Origin of the sequence: Verrucosispora sp. TAA-831, from assembly GCF_050780145.1 — a bacterium.
GTDB lineage: Bacteria > Actinomycetota > Actinomycetes > Mycobacteriales > Micromonosporaceae > Micromonospora.
Map to the genome: position 1 here is coordinate 1,210,337 of NZ_CP192240.1, position 22,837 is coordinate 1,233,173.

Annotated in this window: 22 protein-coding genes; 12 read left to right on the plus strand and 10 right to left on the minus strand. The window is 71.6% G+C overall.

The window, feature by feature from the left end; translation table 11 throughout:
• Positions 1–19: 19 nt before the first annotated feature.
• Positions 20–484 carry a PPOX class F420-dependent oxidoreductase gene (locus tag ACQVFL_RS05530; protein WP_396697895.1) on the plus strand — a complete coding sequence of 155 codons (465 nt, stop codon included), beginning with the start codon at positions 20–22 and terminating at the stop codon, positions 482–484.
• Positions 485–539: 55 nt separating this feature from the next.
• On the opposite strand, the gene ACQVFL_RS05535 is transcribed toward ACQVFL_RS05530, so the two are convergent.
• The 3 genes from ACQVFL_RS05535 to ACQVFL_RS05545 all read right to left on the minus strand — a co-directional run bounded on the left by ACQVFL_RS05535 (position 540) and on the right by ACQVFL_RS05545 (position 4,030).
• A complete protein-coding gene (locus ACQVFL_RS05535) occupies positions 540–1,901 on the minus strand; it encodes a M28 family peptidase (protein ID WP_431728836.1) in 1,362 nt (453 codons plus the stop codon).
• Positions 1,902–2,081: 180 nt separating this feature from the next.
• Positions 2,082–2,723 (minus strand): NAD(P)-dependent oxidoreductase, encoded by a 642-nt coding sequence (locus ACQVFL_RS05540; RefSeq protein ID WP_396697891.1) that lies wholly within the window; start codon positions 2,721–2,723, stop codon positions 2,082–2,084.
• Positions 2,724–2,797: 74 nt separating this feature from the next.
• Complete coding sequence (locus tag ACQVFL_RS05545; RefSeq protein WP_396697889.1) at positions 2,798–4,030, minus strand: serine hydrolase domain-containing protein; 1,233 nt, start codon at positions 4,028–4,030, stop codon at positions 2,798–2,800.
• A 74-nt stretch (positions 4,031–4,104) separates the two neighbouring features.
• Between ACQVFL_RS05545 and ACQVFL_RS05550 the strand changes: the two genes are divergently transcribed.
• The 5 genes from ACQVFL_RS05550 (at position 4,105) to ACQVFL_RS05570 (ending at position 7,326) form a co-directional block, all read left to right on the plus strand.
• Positions 4,105–4,701 (plus strand): pentapeptide repeat-containing protein, encoded by a 597-nt coding sequence (locus tag ACQVFL_RS05550; protein WP_396697887.1) that lies wholly within the window; start codon positions 4,105–4,107, stop codon positions 4,699–4,701.
• A gap of 131 nt (positions 4,702–4,832) precedes the next feature.
• Positions 4,833–5,783, plus strand: a complete 951-nt coding sequence (locus tag ACQVFL_RS05555; RefSeq protein WP_431728837.1) for a hypothetical protein — start codon at positions 4,833–4,835, stop codon at positions 5,781–5,783.
• A gap of 62 nt (positions 5,784–5,845) precedes the next feature.
• Complete coding sequence (locus ACQVFL_RS05560; RefSeq protein WP_396697883.1) at positions 5,846–6,283, plus strand: nitroreductase family deazaflavin-dependent oxidoreductase; 438 nt, start codon at positions 5,846–5,848, stop codon at positions 6,281–6,283.
• Between the two features lie 104 nt (positions 6,284–6,387).
• Positions 6,388–6,717 (plus strand): hypothetical protein, encoded by a 330-nt coding sequence (locus ACQVFL_RS05565; RefSeq protein ID WP_396697881.1) that lies wholly within the window; start codon positions 6,388–6,390, stop codon positions 6,715–6,717.
• Positions 6,718–7,044: 327 nt separating this feature from the next.
• Entirely contained in the window at positions 7,045–7,326 is a 282-nt protein-coding gene (locus tag ACQVFL_RS05570; RefSeq protein ID WP_396697879.1) for an adhesin, read from the plus strand.
• Positions 7,327–7,334: 8 nt separating this feature from the next.
• On the opposite strand, the gene ACQVFL_RS05575 is transcribed toward ACQVFL_RS05570, so the two are convergent.
• The 4 genes from ACQVFL_RS05575 to ACQVFL_RS05590 form a co-directional block, all read right to left on the minus strand.
• Positions 7,335–8,408 (minus strand): beta family protein, encoded by a 1,074-nt coding sequence (locus ACQVFL_RS05575; RefSeq protein ID WP_396698039.1) that lies wholly within the window; start codon positions 8,406–8,408, stop codon positions 7,335–7,337.
• Positions 8,409–8,587: 179 nt separating this feature from the next.
• The gene (locus tag ACQVFL_RS05580; protein WP_431728838.1) at positions 8,588–9,139 is read right to left on the minus strand and encodes a PepSY domain-containing protein; all 552 of its coding nucleotides are present in this window, start codon (positions 9,137–9,139) and stop codon (positions 8,588–8,590) included.
• Positions 9,140–9,230: 91 nt separating this feature from the next.
• Positions 9,231–10,502, minus strand: coding sequence for a sensor histidine kinase (locus tag ACQVFL_RS05585; protein ID WP_431728839.1), 1,272 nt, complete (start codon positions 10,500–10,502; stop codon positions 9,231–9,233).
• On the minus strand, positions 10,499–11,194 hold the full coding sequence (locus ACQVFL_RS05590; protein ID WP_396697872.1) for a response regulator transcription factor: 696 nt from the start codon (positions 11,192–11,194) through the stop codon (positions 10,499–10,501). The genes ACQVFL_RS05585 and ACQVFL_RS05590 overlap by 4 nt, the downstream gene beginning before the upstream one ends.
• 103 nt (positions 11,195–11,297) lie before the next feature.
• Here ACQVFL_RS05590 and ACQVFL_RS05595 point away from each other — a divergent pair, with 103 nt between their 5' ends.
• The 4 genes from ACQVFL_RS05595 (at position 11,298) to ACQVFL_RS05610 (ending at position 14,945) form a co-directional block, all read left to right on the plus strand.
• Positions 11,298–11,786 (plus strand): septum formation initiator, encoded by a 489-nt coding sequence (locus tag ACQVFL_RS05595; protein ID WP_431728840.1) that lies wholly within the window; start codon positions 11,298–11,300, stop codon positions 11,784–11,786.
• Between the two features lie 210 nt (positions 11,787–11,996).
• Positions 11,997–12,404 carry a hypothetical protein gene (locus ACQVFL_RS05600; protein WP_396697868.1) on the plus strand — a complete coding sequence of 136 codons (408 nt, stop codon included), beginning with the start codon at positions 11,997–11,999 and terminating at the stop codon, positions 12,402–12,404.
• Positions 12,405–12,688: 284 nt separating this feature from the next.
• Positions 12,689–13,081 (plus strand): cupin domain-containing protein, encoded by a 393-nt coding sequence (locus tag ACQVFL_RS05605; RefSeq protein ID WP_396697867.1) that lies wholly within the window; start codon positions 12,689–12,691, stop codon positions 13,079–13,081.
• Positions 13,082–13,148: 67 nt separating this feature from the next.
• Positions 13,149–14,945, plus strand: a complete 1,797-nt coding sequence (locus ACQVFL_RS05610) for a glycoside hydrolase family 15 protein (protein ID WP_431728841.1) — start codon at positions 13,149–13,151, stop codon at positions 14,943–14,945.
• A gap of 13 nt (positions 14,946–14,958) precedes the next feature.
• Here the strand turns inward: ACQVFL_RS05610 and ACQVFL_RS05615 are convergent, their stop codons facing one another.
• Together ACQVFL_RS05615 and ACQVFL_RS05620 are read right to left on the minus strand one after the other, a co-directional pair.
• Complete coding sequence (locus ACQVFL_RS05615) at positions 14,959–16,152, minus strand: threonine synthase (protein WP_431728842.1); 1,194 nt, start codon at positions 16,150–16,152, stop codon at positions 14,959–14,961.
• Positions 16,153–16,162: 10 nt separating this feature from the next.
• Entirely contained in the window at positions 16,163–17,206 is a 1,044-nt protein-coding gene (locus ACQVFL_RS05620) for a DNA polymerase ligase N-terminal domain-containing protein (RefSeq protein WP_396697859.1), read from the minus strand.
• 78 nt (positions 17,207–17,284) lie between these two features.
• Here ACQVFL_RS05620 and ACQVFL_RS05625 point away from each other — a divergent pair, with 78 nt between their 5' ends.
• On the plus strand, positions 17,285–18,073 hold the full coding sequence (locus tag ACQVFL_RS05625) for an aldo/keto reductase (RefSeq protein ID WP_396697857.1): 789 nt from the start codon (positions 17,285–17,287) through the stop codon (positions 18,071–18,073).
• A gap of 106 nt (positions 18,074–18,179) precedes the next feature.
• On the opposite strand, the gene ACQVFL_RS05630 is transcribed toward ACQVFL_RS05625, so the two are convergent.
• On the minus strand, positions 18,180–18,716 hold the full coding sequence (locus tag ACQVFL_RS05630; protein WP_431728843.1) for a GNAT family N-acetyltransferase: 537 nt from the start codon (positions 18,714–18,716) through the stop codon (positions 18,180–18,182).
• Between the two features lie 537 nt (positions 18,717–19,253).
• Here ACQVFL_RS05630 and ACQVFL_RS05635 point away from each other — a divergent pair.
• Positions 19,254–22,832, plus strand: a complete 3,579-nt coding sequence (locus ACQVFL_RS05635) for a LamG domain-containing protein (protein WP_431729772.1) — start codon at positions 19,254–19,256, stop codon at positions 22,830–22,832.
• The last annotated feature ends 5 nt before the right edge of the window (positions 22,833–22,837 follow it).

A 22,837-nucleotide genomic window follows, 5' to 3' on the forward strand; every position in this document is an offset into this window, starting at 1 on the left:
CGGCTGGTACAAACGAACGATGCCACGCACGATCGCTCGCAACACCCGCGTCGACCGCGACGACCTGCTCGACTTCGTCCGCCCCCGGCACCGGGTGGTGCTGATGACCACCCGCCCCGACGGCCGCCCACAGTCCTCGCCGGTCAGCGCCGGGGTGGACGCCGCCGGCCGACTGGTGATCTCCACCTATCCGGAACGCGCGAAGGTCGCCAACATCCGCCGCGACCCCCGGGTCTCGGCGTGCGTGCTCTCCGACGACTGGAACGGACCGTGGGTGCAGCTCGACGGCACCGCCGAGGTCCTCGACCTGCCCGACGCGCTGGAGCCGCTGGTGGAGTACTTCCGCAGCATCTCCGGGGAGCACCCGGACTGGGACGAGTACCGGGAGGCGATGGTGCGGCAGGGCAAGTCGCTGATCCGGGTGACCATCACCTCGTGGGGGCCGATCGCCACCGGCGGCTTCCCGGCCCGTCTGGCCGACTGACGCCGACGGGCGGGGTACGGCTCCCGCCGCGCCCCGCCCGCCCCGGTGGTGGGTGTCAGTGTCCGGCCGTCGCGTACGTCGCGCAGCCGATCAGCTCCATTGACACCTGCAACCGCTCCAGGCTGATGTTCTTGGCGATGGTGTCCTCCGGGCTGTGGTACGGCGGCTCCAGCAGCGCCGGAGACTCCTCACCCCGCCAGGAGAAGTTCGCGCTGGCGATGCCGACCTCCTGGAACGACTGGTGGTCGCTGGCGCCGCGCTGGGTGACCGGGGAGATCTGCGGCTGGTAGCCGAGCCGCAGTGCCGCGGCGGAGACCTCGTCGGTGGCCCGGTTGGCCTCGCCGGTGAAGGAGAGCAACCAGTAGCGCGTCGCCGGGTCCCAGCTCGTGGCGACCATGTCGTTCTGGTAGACGGCGAGGATGCGGTCCCGCTCCACCTGCGGCAGCTCCCGCACGTAGTAGCGCGACCCGATCAGGCCCTGCTCCTCCGAGCCCCAGAGGCCGAACCGGACGGTGGCGTTGATCGGGATCGCCTTGAGCACCCGGGCCAGCTCCAGGCAGAGCACGGTGCCGGAGCCGTCGTCGTTGGCCCCCGGCGCGCCGATCACCGAGTCGTAGTGCGCGCTGACCATGACCACCGGGCCGTTGGCCCCGGACCGTCCACGCCGTTCGGCCAGCACGTTGTACGAGGTCAGGCCGCGATGCGCGGTGGTGGCGATGGTGAGGGTGAGCGGTCCCGAGGCGAGCAGCGCCCGCAGCCGGTGCTTCTGTGCCTGGGCGACGCCGACCACCGGGATGCCCAGCGGCGCGGCGGCGGAGCCGGGCAGGGTGGGCGAGAACGCCGACGCCCGGCGCGGCTCGACCAGGTCGGCCGGAAGGAACACCACACCGGCCGCACCGGCCGCCACCGCCCGGGCCGCCAGCGCCTCGCGCTGGGCGGCGACGTAGTCCACCAGCACGATCCTGCCCGCGACGTCGGCGGTGAAGTCGGCGGCCGTACCGGCCCGCACGTCGATGACCGCGGCAGTGACCGAGGTGTCCAACGCGGCGTGGGCACTGGCCCCGACCTGCCAGTTCAGGTCGGTGGGCAGGCCGGCGGGGGAGCTGAGCTGGGCGAGGAACTTGTCGGCCACCGGGAACGGTTGCAGCGTGGTGTCGTACCGCAGCTTGTCGAACTGGCCCGCCAGGTAGTTCGCGGCCCGGCGCTCGGACTCGGTGCCGCCGATACGCGGGCCGATGTCCTCGGAGAGGACCTTCAGGTGCTCCAGCGCCCGGCGGGGGGAGAGCTGGGCGATGACCTTGCGGTCCTGGGGGGTGAGCTTGGGCGGGCGGTGCGCGCCCGGCCGCGTGTCGTCGGCGGCCCAGGCCGGTGCCGGGAGCGCCACGGTGGCGGCGCCACCGAGCGCGACGGTCAGCATGCGCCGACGGTTGAACACAGTGGAGCGGGACGATTCGTGTGAGGGTGTCACGGCGTCGTCGAGGGATGACAAGAGCAAGCCTCCTGATTCGAGGTACGGACCCGGGAGTCAGGGGTGAACACCCCGGGTCACTGCGGCTCGAATCTAACCCGCTAGCTGCTCGTTCTCAAGATCGAGGAATTAGTACGCGGCAGTGAAACGCATATTCCGGAAACGTGGGCTTTCGATTTCGTCGACCACCGCGACCGCCAGATCCTCGTAGCTGAGCGCGCTGCGGCCATCGTCGTCGGTCACTGGCTGGTCGGTCCCGGTGCGGTAGTGGCCGGTGCGCTCGCCGGGATGGAACTCCAACGGCGGCGGGGACAGGTAGGTCCAGGTGACCCCGTCGGCGGCGGACCGGTAGACGTCCAGCGCGTCGGCCTGGCCGAGCGCGGCCTCCCGGTACTCGGCGGGGAAGTCCGGCTCGTCGAGCAACCGGCGTCCGCTCGGCGTGAGCAGGGTGGACCCGCCACCGACGTGGATCACCCGGGGTGCGGCCGGCATCCCGCTCAGCACGTCGAGCAGAGTCCTCGCCGCATCGGGCCACAGCGTACGGTCACCGCCGCCGATCGCCACCACCAGCGCGTCCGCGTCCGGCGCCACCTCCCGTACGCTGCGCTCGCTGGTGGCGTCGCCGGTGACCACCCGGACGCCCGGCGGCAGGTACGAGACGGCCTCCGGTCGGCGTACCGCGGCCACCACCCGGTGTCCCCGCTCGAACGCCTCGACGACGATCCGCGAACCCGCGGTGCCGCCCGCCCCGAACACGACGATGTTGCTCACCACCCCAGGCTATGGACCCGCCCCGGCGCACGTCGGCGGAACGGCGATCCTTCCGCCAGCGGTGCGACCGTCCCTCAGTCCAGCAGTGCGGAGTAGACGAGCTGCCGGAGCTGCGCGCGCAACGGCCAGGTGCTCGACGGCATGAGCTGGGTGAAGAGCAGGGCGGTGAGCTGCTCCGACGGGTCGACCCAGAACGCGGTGCTGGCCACCCCGCCCCAGTAGTACTCGCCGACGCTGCTCGGCAGCCGACTCGGCACCGGGTCGTCGACCACCGCGAAGCCGAGGCCGAACCCGATGCCGTCCAGCGTGGTCTCGGCGAACCCGCCGGTGGACAGCGTGCCCAGGTCCGCGCCGCCGGGCAGGTGGTTGCGGGTCATCAGGCGCACCGTACGCGGGCCGAGCAGGCGTACCCCGTCGAGTTCGCCGCCGCGCAGCAGCATCTGGGTGAACCGGTGGTAGTCGGCGGCCGACGAGATCAGACCACCGCCGCCGGAGAGCAGCGCCGGCTTCGCGTACGCCAGGTCGCCGAGCCGGTCGTGGCGGACCGCCCGACCGGTTGCCGGGTCCGGCACGTAGAGCGCGGCCAGCCGCTCGGCGTCGGCCCCCGTCACGTGCCAGCGGGTGTCGGTCATGCCCAGCGGACGCAGGACCCGCTCGTGCAGGAAGGTGTCCAGGCTCTGCCCGGAGACCACCTCGACCAGTCGGCCGAGCACGTCGGTGGCGACCGAGTAGCCCCAGGCGGTGCCGGGCTGGAACAGCAGCGGCAGCTCACCGAAGACCGTGCAGGCCTGCGCCAGGTCCACGTCCGACGGCGGGTACAGGTCGTACCCGGCGGCCCGGTAGAGGCCGTCGACCACCGAGGTCTGCATGAAGCCGTAGGTGAGCCCGGAGGTGTGGGTGAGCAGGTGCCAGACCCGGATCGGCTCGATCGCCGGCACGGTGTACGGCTTCAGCGTCGAACCCTTCGAATAGACCCGCATGTCGGCGAACTCGGGCAGCCAGCGCCCGATCTCGTCGGTCAGTTCGAAGCGGCCCTCCTCCCAGAGCAGCATCGCCGCCACCGAGGTGATCGGCTTGCTCATCGAGTAGATCCGCCAGAGCGTGTCCGCCTCGACCGGCGTACCGGCCTCCCGGTCCCGCAGCCCGTACGTCGTGCTGTGCGCGATCTCGCCGCGCCGGGCGACGAGGACCTGGAACCCGGCGAGCCGACCGTCGTCGACGTACCGGCCGAAGTGCGCGTCGATCCGGGCCAGCCGGGCCGGGTCGAGACCGACCTCGGCCGGCTCGATGCGGGGTAGCGTGCTCATCCGATCGAACCTACCGGCCGGTACGGGTGCCGGGAAACGGAAGGTTGTCGGTGTCACTGGTTACGCTCCGCCTCATGCCGGAGCCGATCGAGGGCGTCACCTTCCACGACGAGGACTGGTACGCCGAGGAGCTGATCGACCGGCACTACGTCGGGTGCACCTTCCACCGGGTCGACCTGACCGAGGCCACCAGCCGGGGTGCCGTCTTCGACGCCTGCACCTTCGGCGACGTGCTGTTCAACGTCTCCCGGCACGTCGACTCGGCCTTCACCCGGTGCGTGTTCACCCGCTGCAACCTGTTCGAGGCGGAGTTCACCGGCTGCAAGCTGGTCGGCAGCAGCTTCGACCGGTGCGACCTGCGTCCGCTGACCGTCGACGGCGGCGACTGGTCGTTCGTCACGCTCGCCGGTGCCGACCTGCGCGGCGCGCGCCTCACCGGCGTACGCATGCGGGAGACCGACCTGTCCGGCGCCGATCTGACCGGGGCGACCGTGAGCGGCGGCGACCTGTCCGACGTGCAGTGGCGTGGGGCCCGGCTGTCCGGTGCGGACCTGCGCGGCAGTGACCTCTCCGGGCTGGATCCGACCGCGGTGCAGCGCTCCGGCGCGATCGTCGACGCGGTGCAGGCCGTCACGATGGTCCGTGCCCTCGGTTTCCAGGTCCTCGGCTGAGTCGTCCGGGCGACGAACCGGACACGACACCCGCACTAGCGCGACGGGTGTCGGTGATGCGAATGTGAGACGGCCCCGCGTCCGGGTCGAGCGTGCCGGCGCGGATCCGGTCCGGCAGAAGTGGAGAGTCGGTGGCGGAGGAGAAGCCCGCGCGGCCGGTCGAGCCGGTGTCGCGCCGCACCCGGTCGGACCGCCGCCGCGCGGAATCGACCCGGTCCGCGCCATCGCCGGTCGAGGGGACGACCCGGGCCGCCGCCCGCAGGCTCGTCCGTGCCCGCCGACGTCGGCGTACCACGGTGGAGGCCGTCGCCGCCCTCGCCGGCCTGCTGGCCCTCGTCGGCTACGTCCACTGGTGGTCGGAGCCGGCCCCGGACGACCAGCCGGACCCGGACGGCCTGCCGGCGGTGGTCGGGCGTCCGGCGCTGCCCAGCGGCAGCGCCACCGCCGAGGCCGTGCCGGGTCTGCGGCCGAGGGACCGCAGCCCGAGCCCCTCGCCGAGTGCCACCGTGGCGCCCACGCCCACCCCGTCGGCCCCGTCACCGACGCTCACGGTCAGCCGGTCCGACATCCCCGCGACAGTGGACCTGACCGAGGCGGGCGTCCGCGACTGGCTGCACTGGGGCCTGGCCGGTGCCACCAGCCCGGTCCGCAAGCGCGGCGGCTCCGCCGACCTGCGGGACCTGGGCGGCCGGGGCGACCGGCGGACCTGGGACGGCAACCAGGAACTGTTCCGGTGGCGCGACGGCGCGCCGGTGGACTCGGCCGGCGACGTCGCGGACGGGGTCTACACCTGCGGTGCCGGCAACGGCTTCCGGCTCGCCGTGGTGTCCGACGGCCGGCCGCGTACCGCCACCGTCTATCTCGGCGTCTGGATGGCCCGGGGTCGCCTCGACGTGCGGGTGGGTGACGGCGGACCACGCCGGACGCTGCACCTGGAGGAGCGACACACCAGCCTCTCCTCGGGCGTGGCGGTCCGGTTCCAGGCGCCGCAGGGCACCCGCGTCCTGCTCACCTGGACGGTGGAGGAGGCGTTCACGCCGCACTGCGGCAACGTCGGTCTCCAGGCCGCCACCCTGCGCTGACCTGCCGGCGGCCCGGTTCTTCGGTAGCGTGGTCGGTGACCGATCATGATCGAGGAGGACCGATGACCACGGGCGAGCAGGTAGTGGACAGCCCCACCGACTGGGTGGCCGACCACATCGACCGGTACGTCGAGACCGACGGTGCCGAGGGGCACGAGTGGCAGCCGGGCGTGTTCACGTTGCTGCTGACCACCCGGGGCCGGCGCAGCGGCGCCCTGCGGCGGACCGCGTTGATCTACGGGCGGGACGGCGACGCGTACGTGGTGGTCGCCTCCCAGGGCGGCGCGCCGAGGCACCCGGCCTGGTATCTGAACCTCCTCGCGGACCCGGAGGCCCAGGTGCAGGTCGCGGCCGAGCGGTTCACCGCGCGGGCCCGCACCGCCACGCCCGAGGAGAAGGAACGGCTGTGGCCGGGGATGGCCGCCATCTGGCCGGCCTACGACGACTACCAGACCAAGACCGACCGGGACATCCCGGTGGTGCTGCTGGAACGCGTCTGACGGCAGCCGTACCCGCCGTCGGGCAGTTTGTCCGTCGGGCTGCCTCCACCGGACCGTACCGTCCTGCTGTCCGAGTTCGACTGTCCTGTGTGGAGGCCAGGCCGATGAGCAGCAGCAGTACCCTCCGTCCGTCCCCGCCCACCGGCGAGCCGGCCGGAACGGCGTTGCGGGAGATCCCGCTGCCGCCGTACGTGACCGCCGAGGATGCCCAGTTCGCCGTCCGCGCCGTCGTGGTGCACGCGCCCCGCCGATGGTCCGGGGGCACGGTCTGCCGCAACGACGCCAGCCCGCACCCGTGTCGTCTGCACCGCTGGGGCACCCGCGTCCTGGCGCTGCGCGGCCTGCGCGACTCCGAGATCGCCGCCCTCATCGAACGCGGCGATCCCACCGCGCCCATCCCCGCGCCCCGGATGCAAGGAAGGGCACCTTCCTAACGCCTGGTGTATAGGAGGGGTCCCCTCCTTACATCAGTAAACCTCGTGGGGTACCCGTTTCCGAGGCTTTCACGCCGGGAGAGTGCATCGACGAACGCCTACTTGACGGATCTCCCGTCAGCGGGCACCGTGGGCAGTGGAGGGGCCTTGAGCTGCCCCGATGCGGCGGTGGGCGACCGTCGCCCGGCGAGCCGCGCCGGGTGTGGTCGGCCTGGGAAGGCCGCCGAATCCGTACCCGGTGCGCGGGCCGACTGCCGGTCCCGCCCACGGACTGGCCGGCAGTGTGCGTCCGGCACCGGGAGTCGAGAACCCACGAGGAGTCCCGCCATGCTCACGATGACCGACAACGCCGTCCTGGTGATCCGTGACCTCGCCAACCAGCAGGACGTGGCCGAGGGCGGTGGGGTACGCATCGCCGCGGACACCACCGCCGGATCGCTCACCGTCGAGCTGGTCGCCGCCCCGGTCGAGGGGGACCAGGTGGTCGACAACCAGGGCGCCCGGATCTTCCTCGACTCCGACGCCGCCGACCTGCTCGGAGACGCGGCGGTCGATGCGACCGTCGACGACGAGGGCGTGATCCAGTTCGGGTTCACCGACAAGCAGTAGCCGTCGGCTCAACCCGCGCGCCGGCTCTCCCCACCACGGGCCCTCGGGGGTGGAACGATCCCCGGGTGCCGGACCCCACCACCGCTGGTGTGTCCCAGCGCGGCCAGCACGTGGGCCAGGTGGTGTGACGTGCTCCAGGCCACCCAGTTGGTCGCCGACCCGGCTCCGGCGACCCGCCGCGCCCGACGCACGATCTCGTGGTCGCCCCAGGAGAAGCCGGCGCCCGTCGCCGGCCAGTGCGGCGCGGACACCAGTTCGCGGCACAGGTCGGCGACCCGCTCGTCGCCGCGCCGGCCCCGACGCGACCACCGGTAGAGCCACCAGACGTCCGCGTCGGTGTAGCGGACGGTCGGCAGCCGGTCCACCGGCTCCCCGCCGGGCGCGGCGGAGCCGACCCCGTAGTCACCGAATCCCACTCCGAGGTCCGCCAGCCGCCGCCAGAGCAGCCAGTCCCAGCGGTCCAGCCGGACCGGCTCGTCGGTGGGCAGCCGTGCCAGTGCCGGCGGCATCCCACCGGCCACCACGCCGACCGAGCGCCAGGCGTGTCGGCGGGCCCAGTCCCAGGCCCGGCGTACCCGGGGTTCGGTGGTGCGGACGTCCGCCGGGCAGCACACGTCAGCGCAGTCGAGAATCAGGTCGCACTGTTCGGGGGCCAGTCGCGCGTACCGCCAGATCCGCTCCAGCGCGGTGGTGGCGGCGTCCGGTCCGGCCCGGTCCAGTCGGATCCGCAGTCGCACCACGGCCCGGCCGCAGTACGCCCGCGCGGTCACGCCGTGTGCCGCGAGCCGCTGCTCACCGTCGGTCAGCCCGATCACCGGCACCAGCGGTACGCCCCAGCGCAGCGGCTCGGCACCGGCCGGGTCGGGCAGGGCGCCGACGTCGACGGCCGGGACCAGCCCCGGCGGGAACCGGCTGACGGCTTCCACGATGGATCTGTCGAGTTCGGACACGTGCAGGATCGGGGCGATCAGTGGGGCGAGGGCGTCGTCGAGGTGGCCGAGCGCGTCCAGTTCCCCCCGCCGTGCGGCGAGGACGGGACGGTAGACCGGTTCCGTCGCCCAGCCCCGGTGGGCGGGCACCATAATTAAATGTAGCCAGGTGATTACCCAGCTCACAGGCCATGCAGCCGGAAATTCGGCGGATCGCTGTCAGCTCCGCGACTGTCATCGCGGGGTGCCCGGGGCACCGACAGCGCGACACCCCGGGCGGCGGGTGCCGCTCCGGGGTGTCCATCGGCCGTCACCGGCCCGCTGTCGACCGGTCAGTCGTCGTCCCGGTCGTCATCGTCATCGTCATCGTCATCGTCGTCGCGGTCGTCGTCGTCGCCGTCGTACCGCTCCTGCTCGGCCTTGAGCACCTGGCCGGTCTCCCGGTCGACGTCGACCTCGTGCTCGACGTCGCCGTTGACGATCTCGACCTCCCAGACCGGACGCTTGTTCTCCCGGTCCCGATCGACCTCGGTGATCCGACCCCCGCCCACGTGTGCCAGGGCGATCTCACCGGCCCGCTCACGGCTGACCTTGTCGGCGGCGTCCGGCGAGGTGCCGGCCGGCGGGGCGGCCGTGCTCGGGTCGGTCGGCGGGGCCACGCTGCCGGGGTCGCTCGGCGGCGCGACCGTACCGGGGTCGGCCGGCGGCGTGACCGCGTCGGGAGCGGCCGGGGCCGTCTCCTCCGGCGCGGCGGTCGCCGCGGTCAGCGTGGTCTGCCGCGTGCGGTCGTTGTCGGCCGCCGTGACGCCCAGGAAGATCCCGGCCGCCGCGAGGACCGCCGCGGCGCCGCCGACCGACGCCAGGATCAGGGGGTTGCGCTTCATTGGTGCCACCTCTCATCGGTTGATGCACACAGCATCGGTCGTGGTGGGATAGCGGCGCGCTGTCCGAATGCTAAGGCCGGGTTAAGGCCGTTCAGACCTTCGGCGTGCCGAGGCGGAGCACCACCTCGGCCCCGCCGCCGGGACGTTCGCCCAACTCCAGTCGGCCACCGCTGGCCTGAACGGCCCGGCGGGCGATGTCCAGCCCCAGTCCGGTCGACCCGGCCTGGCTGGCTCCGCGCCGGACCGACTCGGCGGCGATGCCGGGGCCCTCGTCGGCCACCGTCAACACCACCTGGCCGCCGTCGGGCGTGAGCCGTACGGCGAAGGCGGTGCCGTCGGGGGTGTGCGCGAAGACGTTGCCGAGCAGGGCGTCCACCGCCGCCGCCAACTCGTCGGCGGGGACGCCGACCGGCAGCGGGCCCGGTGTCAGGTCGAGGTCGACCGCCCGTCCGGTGTCCTCGGCCAGCACGGACCAGAAGGCCACCCGCTCGGTCACCGTCGCCACCGCGTCGGTGACCGCTGCGCCCTCGGCGGGCGTACGCCAGCGGGCCTGCCGGATCAGCCCGGTCACCGCCCGTTCCAGCCCGTCCACCGCACCGGCGATCCGGGCGGCGTCCTGCGGGTCGGCCAGCGACTCGGCCTCCAGCCGCAGCGCGGTCAGCGGGGTCCGCAACCGGTGGGACAGGTCGGCCACCTGCTCGCGTTCCTGGAGCAGCAGTTCCTGGATCCGCCCGGCCAGGTGGTTGAGCGCGCCGCCCACCTCGCGTAGCTCCGCCGGCCCGGACGGCTCGACCCGAGCATCCAGTTCGGCGTTGGCCAGCCGGTGCGACACCGCCGACAGCTCGCTGATCGGGCGGACCAGGGTGCGGGCCAGCCGGTCGGCCACGGCCAGACCGATCAGCACCAGCAGCAGGCCGAGCAGGGACAGCACCAGCCAGGCCCGGTCCACGCCACGGGTCAGCTCGGCGTTGGGCACGAAGGTACGGATCACCGCGGTGCCGTCCGTACGGCCCTGCACCGCGATCACCACCTCGCGGCCCTGCGGTGTCTCGGCGGTCAGGCTCTGCCCCCGGGCGGCCAGCTCGACGGCGGGCGTACGCGGGGCCGGTGCGCCGAGTTGGTCACCGTCGGGCAGGAAGACGCTGACCGGTCGACCGTTCTGGACGAGTTGGTCGACGGTCAGCCGGACGGTCTCGGAGTCGGCGGTGCCGACCACCGGGGCGAGACCCTGCGCGTCGGCGGTGGCCCGTGCGGTCGCCCGGTCCTCGGCGGAGGTCCGCAGCAGCAGCGCCAGGGGCACCAAGAAGGCGATCACGATGAGCACGCTGACGGCGGCGACCAGCAGCGCCAGTCGCGCCCTCACCGCTGTGCCTCGGGTGCCACCAGCCGGACCCCCACCCCGCGTACGGTGTGCAGGTAGCGAGGCTGCTGGGCGCTCTCGCCGAGTTTGCGGCGCAGCCAGGACAGGTGCACGTCCACGGTCTTGTCCGCTCCGCCGTACGGGATCTGCCACACCTCGGTGAGCAGCTCGCGCTTGGTCACCACCTCGCCGACCCGGCCGGCCAGGTGCCGCAGCAGGTCGAACTCGCGCGGCGTCAGATCGACCGACACGCCGTCCAGGCTGACCTGACGCGCCCGGGGGTCGATCCGCAGCCCGCCGACGACCACGGTCGGATCCTCCTCGGCCGGTCCGCCCGGCCCGCGTCGCAGCACCGCGCGGACCCGCGCGTCGAGCTGGGCGGCGGTGAACGGCTTGATCACGTAGTCGTCGGCCCCGGCGTCGAGGACCCGGACGATCTCCGTCTCGTCGTCGCGGGCGGTGGCGACGATGACCGGCACCGCGCTGACCGCGCGCAGCATCCGGAGCAGCTCGCGGCCGTCCAGGTCGGGCAGCCCGAGGTCGAGCACGACCAGATCGGGGCGGTCGTCGAGCGCGTCGCGGAGCCCGGCCATCGCGGTGGACGCCGCCGCCACCGCGTGTCCCCGTTCGCGCAGCGCCCGCACCAGCGGGTTGCGGATGGTCAGGTCGTCCTCGATGAGCAGCAGGCGGGCCACAGCAGGCAGGGTATATGCGCCCCGGCGCGACGGCGGCGTCCGTTAACCCTCCCTTAGCCTTCCCCGAAGGTCGCCCCAACCTGCGATCAGGGATAGTCGGGTGATGGGACGTCGTACGCTCCTCGCCGTCGCCGGGTGGCTGGCCACCGCGGTGGTCGCCACGCTGATCGGAGTCGCCGCCATCCGGCTGGTGGGGGAGAGCCTCACCGGCACGCCGGGCGGCGTCCGCAGCCAGGAGGAGGTCGCCCGCGAGCTGGCCGCGCCGCCCCGCACGACCACACCGACGACCGGTACGCCCGGCCCGTCGGAGCCGACGGCCGCGGCTCCGGCGAGCCCGACCGCGTCGACGAGTCCCACGCCTGATGCGCCGCACCGGCGCAGCTTCTCCAACCAGGGCGGCAGCGTGGTGGCCGAGTGCGTGCCGGGCGGGGTGTGGCTGGCGTCCTGGTCGCCGAAGCAGGGCTACTCGGTCGAGGACGTGGACCGGGGCCCGGACGACGACGCCGAGGTGAAGTTCGTCGGTCCGAGCGGCGAGCACGAACTGTCGGTGCGGTGCGCCGGTGGCGTACCGGTGCTGGACCCGGACGACTGACGACACACCCTACTGGCGGAAGTTCCGCCGCAGGTCAGAGGCATGATCGAGATGTCGACTGTCCATGATCGGACAGCCTGTCGTGTGGCTGTCGACGGGGAACGCGACATACGTTCGATGCACAAAGGGTGCTGATCGGTGCTGATCCTTCTTAGCCGCCCTAATCAACTCAACACGCCTCGGCCGCCCGGCCGGCTGGAGAGGAGAACGATGTCCAGCGCGAGAGTCAGGAGCAGGCGGGCGGCCCAGCCAGCGCCGGAGGAGGAGTCCACGGCCCGCGCCGAAGCCGCGCACACCACCTGCGGCGGCGCCGGCATGCCGTCCACCGCGAGAGTGCTGTTCGCCGTGGTCAGCGCGAACGGTGACCTGGTCCGGGGGGTGGGCGCCGCGACCGCCGACCGGTTGAGCACCGGGATGTACCAGGTGGTCTTCGACCAGGACGTGACCGCCGCCGGATGTGTCGGCACGGTCGGGCTGTCGGGCAGCGCGGGGCTGGCGCCGTCCGGTCAGATCGCCGTCGCCGGGCGTACCGGCATCCCGAACGCGGTCTTCGTGACCACCTTCGACAGCGCCGGGGCCTTCGCCGACCGGCCGTTCCACCTGGCCGTCCTGGCCTAGTGCGAGCCGTCCCGGCCCGGCCGCACGGACGGGCACCGAACGGGACCCGGACACGAGCGCACGGCGCCGTTCGATCCCCGAGGACCCGAACGTCGCCGCGCTCAGCCGTCTCCCGCCACCGCAGCCCGTACGGCGGTACGTCGGCGGGGACCTGGCATGGCCGACCAGTGCCGGCTGGTCGTGTCGATCCCCGTTCCGCGTGCCGGCAAACCCTCGGATCGTGCGCAATTCCACTATCTGCAAGTCCCGGCGTGGAGCGGGTCGCAACGGGGTATGTGCCGGGCATGGAGCACTTCACTATCGCCACGGTCGCCGAGAAGAGCCCGGACTTCCGGCGCGTGCTGTGGACCGGGAAGCAGACCCAACTGGTGATCATGACGATTCCGGCGGGCGGTGAGATCGGCGAGGAGGTCCACGAGGACATCGACCAGATCCTCACCTTCGTCAGCGGCACCGGCGAGGCCCGGGTGGCCGGCGAGAAGCGCGAGGTCGTCCAGGGTGACCTCGTGGTGGTGCCGGCCGGGACGAAGCACAACTTCGTCAACACCGGACCGAACCCGCTGGTGCTCTACACCGTCTACGGGCCGCCGGAGCACGCCGACCAGGCGGTGCACAAGACCAAGGAGGAGGCCGACGCGGCCGAGGCCGCCGGCGAGGACGAGCCGCCGACCTCCTGACCCGTCCCGCCGGCCCGGGGCCTGCGGGCCGGCGTGATGTGGTCGAGGATCCGGGTACGCGTACCGGATGGTGCAGCCGCCGATCGCCGACTACGCGTTCCTCTCCGACTGCCGATCGGGCGCGCTGGTCGGGCGGGACGGCTCGGTCGACTGGTGGTGCCCGAACCGGTTCGACTCGCCCGCCGTCTTCGCGCGGCTGCTCGACGCCGACGGCGGTCACTGGCGGCTCGCGCCGGTCGCCGCCGGGAGCGCCGGGCACCGGGTGCAGCGGGCCTACCGACCGGACACCCTGGTGCTACGGACCGTGCACCAGACCCCGGAAGGCCGCGTCGCCGTCACCGACGCGCTCGCCGCCGAGGCCGGTGCCCGGGGCCACGAACTCGGCCTGCGGTCGCCGGCCGTGCTGCTGCGCGTCGTGGAAGGGCTCTCCGGCCGGGTACGGATGGCGCTCGACTTCCGGCCCCGACCGGAGTACAGCCTGCTCACGCCCTACCTGCACGAACTGGACGACGGCGGGGTGCGGGCCGTCGCCGGGCCGGTCGAGCTGACGCTGCGCGGCGCCGGGATGCGGCTGACCGCCGACCACGACCGGGTGCGGCACGTCTTCGAGATCGACGAGGGGCAGGTGCTCGGCTTCGAGGTCGCGTACGCCCCGACCTACGGCGCGAGGCCGCCCGCGCTGGACCCGGTCCGGCGGCTGGCGGACACCGTACGCACCTGGCGCTCCTTCCGCGACACGCACCACTACGACGGTCGATACCCGGACGTGGTCCGGCACAGTTCGACGGTGCTCACCGGCCTCACGTACGCCCGCAGTGGCGCGGTCGTCGCGGCACCGACCACGTCGTTGCCGGAGCGGATCGGCGGTGACCGCAACTACGACTACCGCTTCTCCTGGCTCCGCGACTTCGCGATGACGATGCGTGCGCTCTGGGTGGCGGCCTGCCCCACCGAGACGTCCCGGCTGTTCGACTGGGCGGCCCGCTCGATCGGTCGGATCGGCGCCGAACCGGTGCCGGTGCTGTTCGGCCTGGAGGGCGAGCGGGACGTCACCGAGCACCACTGCCCCGGCCTGGCCGGCTACGCGGGCAGCTCCCCCGTGCGGATCGGCAACGACGCCTGGCGGCAGCGCCAACTCGACGTGCCCGGCGAGATGGTGTCGGCGGTGTGGCGTCTGCGCGACCACCTCGGCGAGTCGTTCGGCACCGAGGTGCGGGAGATGGTGCTCGGCCTGACCGAACAGGTGGCCGCCACCTGGCACCTGCCGGACCGGGGCATGTGGGAGACCCGGGACACCGACCGGCACTACGTGGCGTCGAAGGCGCTCTGCTGGGTGGCGCTGGACAAGGCGGTACGGCTGGCACCCCACCTCGGTGAGCGGGCCGACCCCCGGCGCTGGGCGGGCGTCCGGGACGAGATCCGGGCCACCGTGCTCCGCGACGGCTTCAGCCGGGAGCGGGGCGTCTTCACCGGCGCGTTCGGCTCGCCCGAACTGGACGCCGCGGTGCTGTACCTGCCGGTGGTGGGCTTCCTGCCGGCGACCGACCCCCGGATGCGCGCGACCATCGCCGCCGTGGAACGGGAACTCGGCGGCGAGGGCGGCCTGGTCCGCCGCTGGGACACCGACCCGGCGGGCTTCCTGCTCTGCTCGTTCTGGCTGGTGGAGTGCCTGGTGCTGGCCGGTGAGCAGGACCGGGCCGCCCGGCTGTTCGAGCAGGTGGCCGGGCACGCCAACGACGTCGGACTGCTCAGCGAACAGATCGACCTGACCACCGGGGCGCAGCTCGGCAACACCCCGCAGGCGTTGTCGCACATCGGCCTGGTCAACGCCGCCTGGCGGCTGACCGACCCGGCCGCGCAGTGACCGTCCGGAGACGTCAGGCGGGCAGCAGCGGTACGCCGCTCACGTCCACCGTCTCCGGGTACTTCAAGCCAGACCCGGTGTTGAGCACCACCACCCGCTCGCCCGCGCGGATCCAGCCACCGGCGCGCAACCTGCGGGCGGCGGTCAGACAGGCCGCCCCCTCCGGGCAGAGCAGCAGCCCCTCACGAGCCGCGAAGTCCCGCAGGTCGGCGAGGATCTCGGCGTCGTCGACCGCGATCGCGGTCCCGGCGGTGGCGCGCAACGCGGTCAGGATCAGCTCGTCGCCGAGCGGCGCGGGCACGGTGATGCCGAACGCCACCGTGTGCGCGTCCGCCCACGGCTGCGCCCGGTCCTCGCCGGCCGCGAACGCGCGCACGATCGGCGCGCAGCCGGTGGACTGCACCGCCACCAGCCGGGGCAGCCTGTCCTCCACCCAGCCCAGCTCGCGCAGCTCACCGAGCGCCTTGTGGATGCCGATCAGCCCCACTCCGCCGCCGGTCGGGTAGATGATCACGTCGGGCACCTGCCAGCCCAACTGCTCGACGATCTCGTACCCCATCGTCTTCTTGCCTTCGAGCCGGTAGGGCTCGCGCAGCGTACCGGCGTCGAAGATCGAACCGGCCGAGGCCGCGACGAGCCCGGCGACCTGCCGCCCAGCGTCGCCGATCAACCCGTCGACCAGGCGCAGGTCCGCACCGGCGGCCACGCACTCGCGGCGGCAGATGGTCGGCGCGGACAGTGGCATGACGATCGTCGCGCCCATTCCGGCGCGGGCCGCATAGGTGGCCCAGGCGGCGCCCGCGTTGCCGTTGGTCGGCATGGCGATCCGTCGCACCCCCAACTCCCGCGCCCGGCTCACCCCCACCGCGGCCCCGCGCGCCTTGAACGAGCCGGTCGGGGTCAACCCCTCGTCCTTGACCAGCAGGTCGTCCACACCGATCTCCGCGCCGTACGCCGGGGCGCGCAGCATCGGCGTCCAGCCCTCACCGAGCGTGGTCACGTACGTCGGATCCGCCACCGGCAGCAGCTCCCGGTAACGCCACAGGTCGGCCGGGCGCAGCCCGAACCGTTCCGGCTCGACCGTCCGCCGCACCGCCGCCAGGTCGTAGCGGGCCAGCAGCGGCGAGCCGCACACGCAGAGGTTCTGTGGTACGTGCGCGTCGTGCTCGGTGCCGCAGCGCGGGCACTCCAGGTGGGTCAGGTGCACGATGGTCCCCTCAGCTCGCGTCGACGCTGCGCCACGCCGGGCTGCGTCGTCCGGGCTCGTAGCCGGCGTCCAGCCGCTTCGCCACGACCCCGGGCAACCCCTGCTCACGGGCGGTACGCAGGGCCTCGGCGCCGGTGCCGGGGAACCACGGCGGAGTCTGCCAGTGCGGCCCGGCCAGCGCCAGACCGTCGAGCAACTCCCGGCGCTGCGGATAGGGCAGGTCGACGCTGCTCACACCCTCCAGCCAGAGCAGGTCGACCAGCAGGTACTGGGCGTCGGTGGTGCTCCGGCCACCCCGGGCGGGTCGGACCCGACCGGCCCGGTCGATGCGGACCAGGACGCCGTCGAGCACCGCCTCGGTCGGTGCCATCGCCTCGGCCATCGGGCGCAGCCAGGGATACGCGCCGGTGATCTCCGAACCGTCCTCGGCGAGCAGCCGCAACCGCCCGCCCGAGACGTACGCCGTCGCGCGTACCCCGTCCCAGCGCAGCTCGTACCCCCAGGCGGCCTGGTCGGCGGGGAGTCGGCGGGCCGGTGTGGGGCGCATCGGCGCGACCTGCTCGGGCATGCTCGTCCAGCCGGGCGGCGGCGGATCGGTGCGCCGCACCATCCAGTCCCGCCCGTCGCGGCCACCGGCGGCGAACAGTACGTACCGCCCCGTGGTGCGCTGCCCGCGCAACTCCACCACCACCTCGCGCTCCTGCCACTTCTCGCAGCGGTAGGTGCCCCGGTCGTGGATGATCATCCGGCCGCCGCCGTACTCGCCGGCCGGGATCTCACCGGCGAAGTCCAGGTACTCCATCGGGTGGTCCTCGGTGTGCACGGCGAGATGGTTGCGGCCCGGCTCGCGGGGCAGCCCGCGCGGCACCGCCCAGGAGGCCAGCACCCCGTCGTGCTCCAGCCGCAGGTCCCAGTGCAGGCTGCGGGCGTGGTGCTGCTGGATGACGAAGCGGGCCCCGTCCGCGCCGGTCCGGCCGGTCCCGGTCGCCGGCACCGGTTCCGGGGTACGCGCCGCGTCCCGCCTGCGCCGGTACTCCTCCAGCCGGTCAGCCACGATGACATTCTCCGGCAAACCGGGCCGACGTGCCCAGGTCCGGGAATGGCGGCAACGATCAGGGGTAGAACGGTCGGTATGGACCACGTCGACCAGCCCACCGCCGTCCTTCCCGGTGACGTCCGGATCCCCCTGCTCGGCTTCGGCACCTGGCAGGCCACCGGCGAGACCGGCTACAAGGCGGTGCTCGCCGCGCTGGACGCGGGCTACCGGCACATCGACACCGCCACCATGTACGGCAACGAGGCGGAGGTCGGCCGGGCGGTCCGGGAGAGCGGGCTGCGTCGCGAGGACGTCTTCATCACCACCAAGCTGCCGCCCGACCAGGTCGGCCGGGAACGCGAGACGATCGAGGAGAGCCTGCGCGCGCTCGGCGTCGACTACGTCGACCTGTGGCTGCTGCACTGGCCGCCGAGCGACCCCGGTGACCTGATCCCGACCTGGCGGGAGATGCTCGCCGCCCGGGACGCGGACCTGGCCCGCGCGGTCGGCGTGAGCAACTTCAGCACCCCGCAGATCGACGAGCTGATCCAGGCCACGGAGGAGAACCCGGCGGTGAACCAGATCAAGTGGAGCCCCCGGCTGTACGACCGGCAGCGGCACGCCGAACACCGCGACCGGGGCGTGGTGCTGGAGGGCTACAGCCCGTTCAAGAGCAGTGACCTGTCGGACCCGGTGCTGACCCGGATCGCCGGCGCGCACAACGTCTCGCCCGCCCAGGTGGTGCTGCGCTGGCACCTCGACCACGAGATCGTGGCGATCCCCAAGTCGGTGACCCCGGACCGGATCCGGGTCAACGCCGACGTGTTCGGCTTCTCCCTCAACGCCGAGGAGATGCGCGACATCGACGCGCTCGGCACCACCTGACCCGCGCTGCTCGCTCGCGCCGGTCGCGCTGGTCGCGCTGGTCGCGCTGGTCGGGGTGAAAGGAAGGGCACCTTCTTAACGCCTCGTGCATAGCAGGGGACCCCTCCTAACACGCGGCGGGCGAGCGGTCCGCGCCGCGTTCCCAGCGGTGCAGCACGAGCCGGCGCCGGCCCTCGTCGACCACGACCGGCTCGCCCCCGGTCGGCCGGTAACCGACCGCTCGGGCGGTGGCCATGCTGCCCGCGTTGTCCGCCTCGATCTCCAGGTACGTCGGGGGCAGCCCCGGGGTCGCCTCGGCGTACGCGCTCAGCAGTCGCAGCGCCCGGGCGGCCAACCGCTCGCCCCGATAGGGCGGCCCGACCGCGTACCCGATGCCGCCGGTGACCAGGTTGAGCACCACCTCGCCCCGGGCCAGGTCGTCGGCGCCGGTGACCGCCAGTAACAGCCGGTCGCGGGAGGCCCGCGCCTTCGCCAGGTACGCCTCGGCCGCAGATCGGTCGAAGGGCGTGGCCACCGGTAGCCGATGGGCCATCTCCGGATGATCGAAGATCACGACGAGCTGGCCGAGGTCGCGGTCGGCCCACGGGCGCAGCACGAGCCCGTCGCCGTCGAGGCGTACCTGCGCGGACACCCGGCCTCCCATCGTCGGCTCCGCCAGTGTGCGGGCCCGCGGCGATCTCGGCAATCACGGCGGCCGACGAGGTTCCCAGGACTTCGCGCGAAGGGTACCCCCAGACCAGCTCGAATCGTCGTTCGACGATCTCAGTGAAATGCGCACTTGCCTCGTGGCCCCGGGGCGTCGGGCAGCACCCCGTGGACCGCCACCATCGCCAACGGCACCGCCGGTGGGCAGACCGCAGTTCGGAGGTGGGACCTGTCCTCGTACTCGGACGACTCCATGGCTGCTGCTGGACCGGCAAGCGGATGCGCTCCGTAGGTGACATCTTGACTGCGCGCAACCCCCTGAACGACTCATTGACGGCCTCGAAAGTCCCTCATATCTTTTCGCTGATCATCGATGTTGGTCACGGGGGATCACATGTTGGTAGCTCGCTGGCACCTGCCCGGATTTCTCTCTCACCGTGGCAAGAGCCCTGTTTCGTCCGTGTCGTCTGCCGGACGGCTCGAGGGTGGAGTCTTCCGTAGACGGCTGCTGGGAGGAGTCGCCACAGGCGTGGTGATGGTGGCGACGGTGTCGGTTGGGGCGGTCGTGCTGACCGCCGTACCGTCCCCGGCGGCGCCCTCGTGCGGTGCCACCGAAGACTCCGAGCGGGCAGCGATCGCGACGGCGGCCGCCTGCGAACAGCCGGTTGCGGTCGAGCCCTCCCGCAGCGAGTACGTCCAGGTGGTAGCGCAGCCGGACGGGCGACTTCAGTTCGAGTCTGCGGTGGAGCCGCAACGTACCCGCCGTGACGACGGATCGTGGACCGATGTGGATCTCACCTTGAGGATCGGTGCGGACGGACAGGTCCGTCCGGTGGCCTCAGTGGCCGACGTCGCCTTCTCCGGAGGTGGTGATCGGCCGATGGTAGAACTGCGCCGGGGTGGCAAGTCACTGAGCTTCTCCTGGCCAGGCCGTTTGCCCACACCGAGGATCTCAGGCGACTCAGCTACGTACGTCGACGTCTTCGGCGATACCGATCTGGTTCTCCGGGCCACCCGGACCGGCTTCACGCATGTGCTGGTTCTCAAGACCAGGCAGGCCGCCGCCGATCCAGCGGTCCGTGCCATCACCCTGCGGCGGGCCGGCGACGCCTCGATCAGCCGGTTGCCCGGCGGTGAGCTGCAGGCGACAGTCGACGGCACGATCTTCGCCCAAACCGAACCTGCCATCATGTGGGACTCGTCGTTGCCGTCAGGTGTGGCGCCTGCTTCCACGGAAGCCCGAATGGCGAGCTCTGACGCGACGACGGCGGGTGACGGTGCTCGTATCGCCCCGGTGGAGACCGAGGTGACGGAGGACGGCCACCTGCGCCTACTGCCGGACGCCGAGCTGCTCGACTCCAGCGAGGCCACATTTCCGATCTTCGTCGATCCAGCTTGGGACGTCGCTCGGACGAAATGGGCCTATGGCACCAGCAACAACTGCACCAACACGGACTACTCCACGGCGCGGGTGGGTTACAGCCCCGAGGGTCCGTGCACTGACGTGCGCTTCCGTTCGTACTTCCAGTTTCCCACCACCAACGGCAAGGTGTCGCTGAAGAAGAAGTACATCCATGCTGCCTATGTCAGGATGACGTTGGAACATTCGTGGTCCTGTGACAGCACGCGCGTCAACATGTACCTCACGCCGGTGATCAACGCCACCATGAAGGCTTCCTTCTCGTCCATGGCGTTGAAATCGCACCTTGCTGCCGCCTCGGGACATGCCAACAAGGGCAGTGGTTGCAGCGACTCACCGCAAGCCGATATGCCGATGAACTTCGAGTCCGGTACCTTCCTCACTCAAGTGAGAACCGCAGCAGACGACGAGTGGAACTCGATCACGGTCGGTTTTAGCGCACGCGACGCGGACGGCACCGATGAGAGCGCGCAGGGCCGCTGGAAGAAGTTCGCACCCGGCAAGGCGAAGCTGGTCGTCGACTACGACTCGAAACCGGGGAAGCCGACTGGCCTGCAGGTTGCGCGAGTTGCCTGCCCCACCTCCGGAGTGATCTCCATCGGCACGCTGACGCCGACCTTCGGGGCGGTGTACCCCGACGCGGATGCCGGCCAGACCCTCACTGGCACCTATGAATGGATCGAGGTGCCGGCCAGCGGAATGGGCAGCGTGACGGACACCTCCCCGACGCGTCGGACACCACCCAATCGGGCCTCCGCGACGGCCGGTGGTCTGGGCATCACGACTCAGGTGAGCGTCGTGAAGGACAAGACGTATGCGTTCCGCCTCCGTACCACCGACCCGGCGCCGTACAACCGCACGAGCGAGTGGAGCGGATGGTGTCAGTTCAAGGTCGACACGACGCGGCCGCCGGTCGAAGTGTCGGTGCTGACACCTCCTTCGGGGCCGGGTACACCCGTGACCGTCCGGATCACCTCGTCCCACACCGATGTCACTCAGTTCAAGTACGGCTGGACCGGTCCCACCACGGTCGTGGCGGCCAGCGGTAGCCCGAAGAGTGCCACCGTCACCCTGACCGTTCCCAAGTACGGGCAGAACACCCTGTTCGTCTCGGCGGTCGACGTCACTTTGAACGAGGGTTCTGGCAGCCACGACATCGTCGTGGCCCGCCCCAGTCCGCCGGTGGCGCACTGGGGCTTGGAGACCTACCCCGGGCAGACACAGCCACAGGCACTGGAGGACAGACAGCCCGCGCTCAGCCTGAACACTCCTCTGAGCCCCAGCAACCTCACCTGGACGGAGGGGAGTCGTCTGGTCGGTGGGCAGGTCGCTACGTTCAACGGCACCTCCACCCAGGCGATCACCTCCCAGCCGGCGGTGAACACGGCAGGATCCTTCAGCGTCGCGGCCTGGTTAAAAGTTGATTCCTACCAGGGCTGCGCGAGCCTGTCGGCGATCTCTGCTGACGGGACGATCAGCAGCGGTTTCGTGCTCGAATACGACTGCGCGGCCGACCGATTCCGGATGCGAGTCCCTGACAAGGACGGCGGAATCCTGGTCGATGCCACGTCTACCGTCCCTACGGCGATACAGCGTTGGACTCACGTCGCGGGGGTGTGGGATGAGGTCGAGCGCCAAGTGAAGCTCTACGTCGATGGCAAGCTTGTCTCCACGGTGACCCCGTCTGCGGCATGGCTCACAAGCCGTGGTGGCGGTTACACCGCTACCGGCGCTCTCGTTGTGGGGCGAAGCCGCTCGAACAGTGCCAACCAGCACTTCTTCAAGGGCGAGATCGCGGACGTGCAGATCTTCGATCGGGTCTTGTTGGAACAGGACTTTCTCGGCGCCATGAAGGACGACCCCTTCGCGGGCGGCGTGGACGAGCCGGGTTTCCTGGCGCCGGTCCTGGTCGGTCGCTGGGACTTCGGCGTCGCCCGGTCCTGCTATCTGCAGGACCTCCCGGATACCTGCGACGCAATGGACGGTACTGGCTTCGGCCGCTGGCTGGCTTTACAACGAGGGGCCGAGATTGGTGCCGGTAACCGCGACAACGGGCTTCGCCTTGATGGCTTCTACTTCCCTGAGGAGAACGCCGAGCCCTGGGAGGTCACCCGCGAGTTCGGTCGGAGCGCCTACAAGACCGGTGTGACCGTTGACGGGGACGGCAACGAGAAGACCGTCTGGGCCAACACGCCGGTGCTGCGGACCGACCAGTCGTTCACCGTCTCCATATGGGCCAACCTCGACCGTACGGATGTGAACCAGGTCCTCTTGGTCCAGGACGGAATCGGCACCGCCGGCTTCTACCTCTACTACAGCACCGACAACGGCGGTGTGTGGCGATTCAAGATCCTTAACACCTCAGGCACGCCGGACAACGGCAGTGGGGCGAACTTCGCCAACGCTCCCGCCCAGGCCGCCGCCGACAGTTGGCATCACGTGGTCGCAGTCCTCGACGTCGGACGTCGGCAGATGCGGATGTACGCAGACGGGGAACTGAAGAACACCACCTCCCTATCGTCCAGCTGGCAACCCTGGCAGGCTACGGGTCCGTTGGCGGTCGGCCAGAGCTTCAACGGCTGGGATCCCCTGTATGGCGCGGTAGATGACATCAGTGTCTACCAGGGCGCAATGACGGATGCACAGGTAAGTGCGATCTACGCCGCTGAGGCGGTCGAAGTATCGAGTTCGTGACGGGG

What these genes read in the sequence shown, in the direction of transcription:
- ACQVFL_RS05635 (WP_431729772.1), top strand. Translation starts at nt 19,254, where the DNA reads ATGGTGGCGACGGTGTCGGTTGGGGCGGTCGTGCTGACCGCCGTACCG.
- ACQVFL_RS05625 (WP_396697857.1), top strand. Translation starts at nt 17,285, where the DNA reads ATGGACCACGTCGACCAGCCCACCGCCGTCCTTCCCGGTGACGTCCGG.
- ACQVFL_RS05600 (WP_396697868.1), top strand. Translation starts at nt 11,997, where the DNA reads ATGTCCAGCGCGAGAGTCAGGAGCAGGCGGGCGGCCCAGCCAGCGCCG.
- ACQVFL_RS05575 (WP_396698039.1), bottom strand. Translation starts at nt 8,408, where the DNA reads ATGGTGCCCGCCCACCGGGGCTGGGCGACGGAACCGGTCTACCGTCCC.
- ACQVFL_RS05565 (WP_396697881.1), top strand. Translation starts at nt 6,388, where the DNA reads ATGAGCAGCAGCAGTACCCTCCGTCCGTCCCCGCCCACCGGCGAGCCG.
- ACQVFL_RS05610 (WP_431728841.1), top strand. Translation starts at nt 13,149, where the DNA reads ATGGTGCAGCCGCCGATCGCCGACTACGCGTTCCTCTCCGACTGCCGA.
- ACQVFL_RS05605 (WP_396697867.1), top strand. Translation starts at nt 12,689, where the DNA reads ATGGAGCACTTCACTATCGCCACGGTCGCCGAGAAGAGCCCGGACTTC.
- ACQVFL_RS05545 (WP_396697889.1), bottom strand. Translation starts at nt 4,030, where the DNA reads ATGAGCACGCTACCCCGCATCGAGCCGGCCGAGGTCGGTCTCGACCCG.
- ACQVFL_RS05570 (WP_396697879.1), top strand. Translation starts at nt 7,045, where the DNA reads ATGCTCACGATGACCGACAACGCCGTCCTGGTGATCCGTGACCTCGCC.
- ACQVFL_RS05580 (WP_431728838.1), bottom strand. Translation starts at nt 9,139, where the DNA reads ATGAAGCGCAACCCCCTGATCCTGGCGTCGGTCGGCGGCGCCGCGGCG.
- ACQVFL_RS05595 (WP_431728840.1), top strand. Translation starts at nt 11,298, where the DNA reads ATGGGACGTCGTACGCTCCTCGCCGTCGCCGGGTGGCTGGCCACCGCG.
- ACQVFL_RS05560 (WP_396697883.1), top strand. Translation starts at nt 5,846, where the DNA reads ATGACCACGGGCGAGCAGGTAGTGGACAGCCCCACCGACTGGGTGGCC.
- ACQVFL_RS05530 (WP_396697895.1), top strand. Translation starts at nt 20, where the DNA reads ATGCCACGCACGATCGCTCGCAACACCCGCGTCGACCGCGACGACCTG.
- ACQVFL_RS05630 (WP_431728843.1), bottom strand. Translation starts at nt 18,716, where the DNA reads ATGGGAGGCCGGGTGTCCGCGCAGGTACGCCTCGACGGCGACGGGCTC.
- ACQVFL_RS05550 (WP_396697887.1), top strand. Translation starts at nt 4,105, where the DNA reads ATGCCGGAGCCGATCGAGGGCGTCACCTTCCACGACGAGGACTGGTAC.
- ACQVFL_RS05535 (WP_431728836.1), bottom strand. Translation starts at nt 1,901, where the DNA reads ATGCTGACCGTCGCGCTCGGTGGCGCCGCCACCGTGGCGCTCCCGGCA.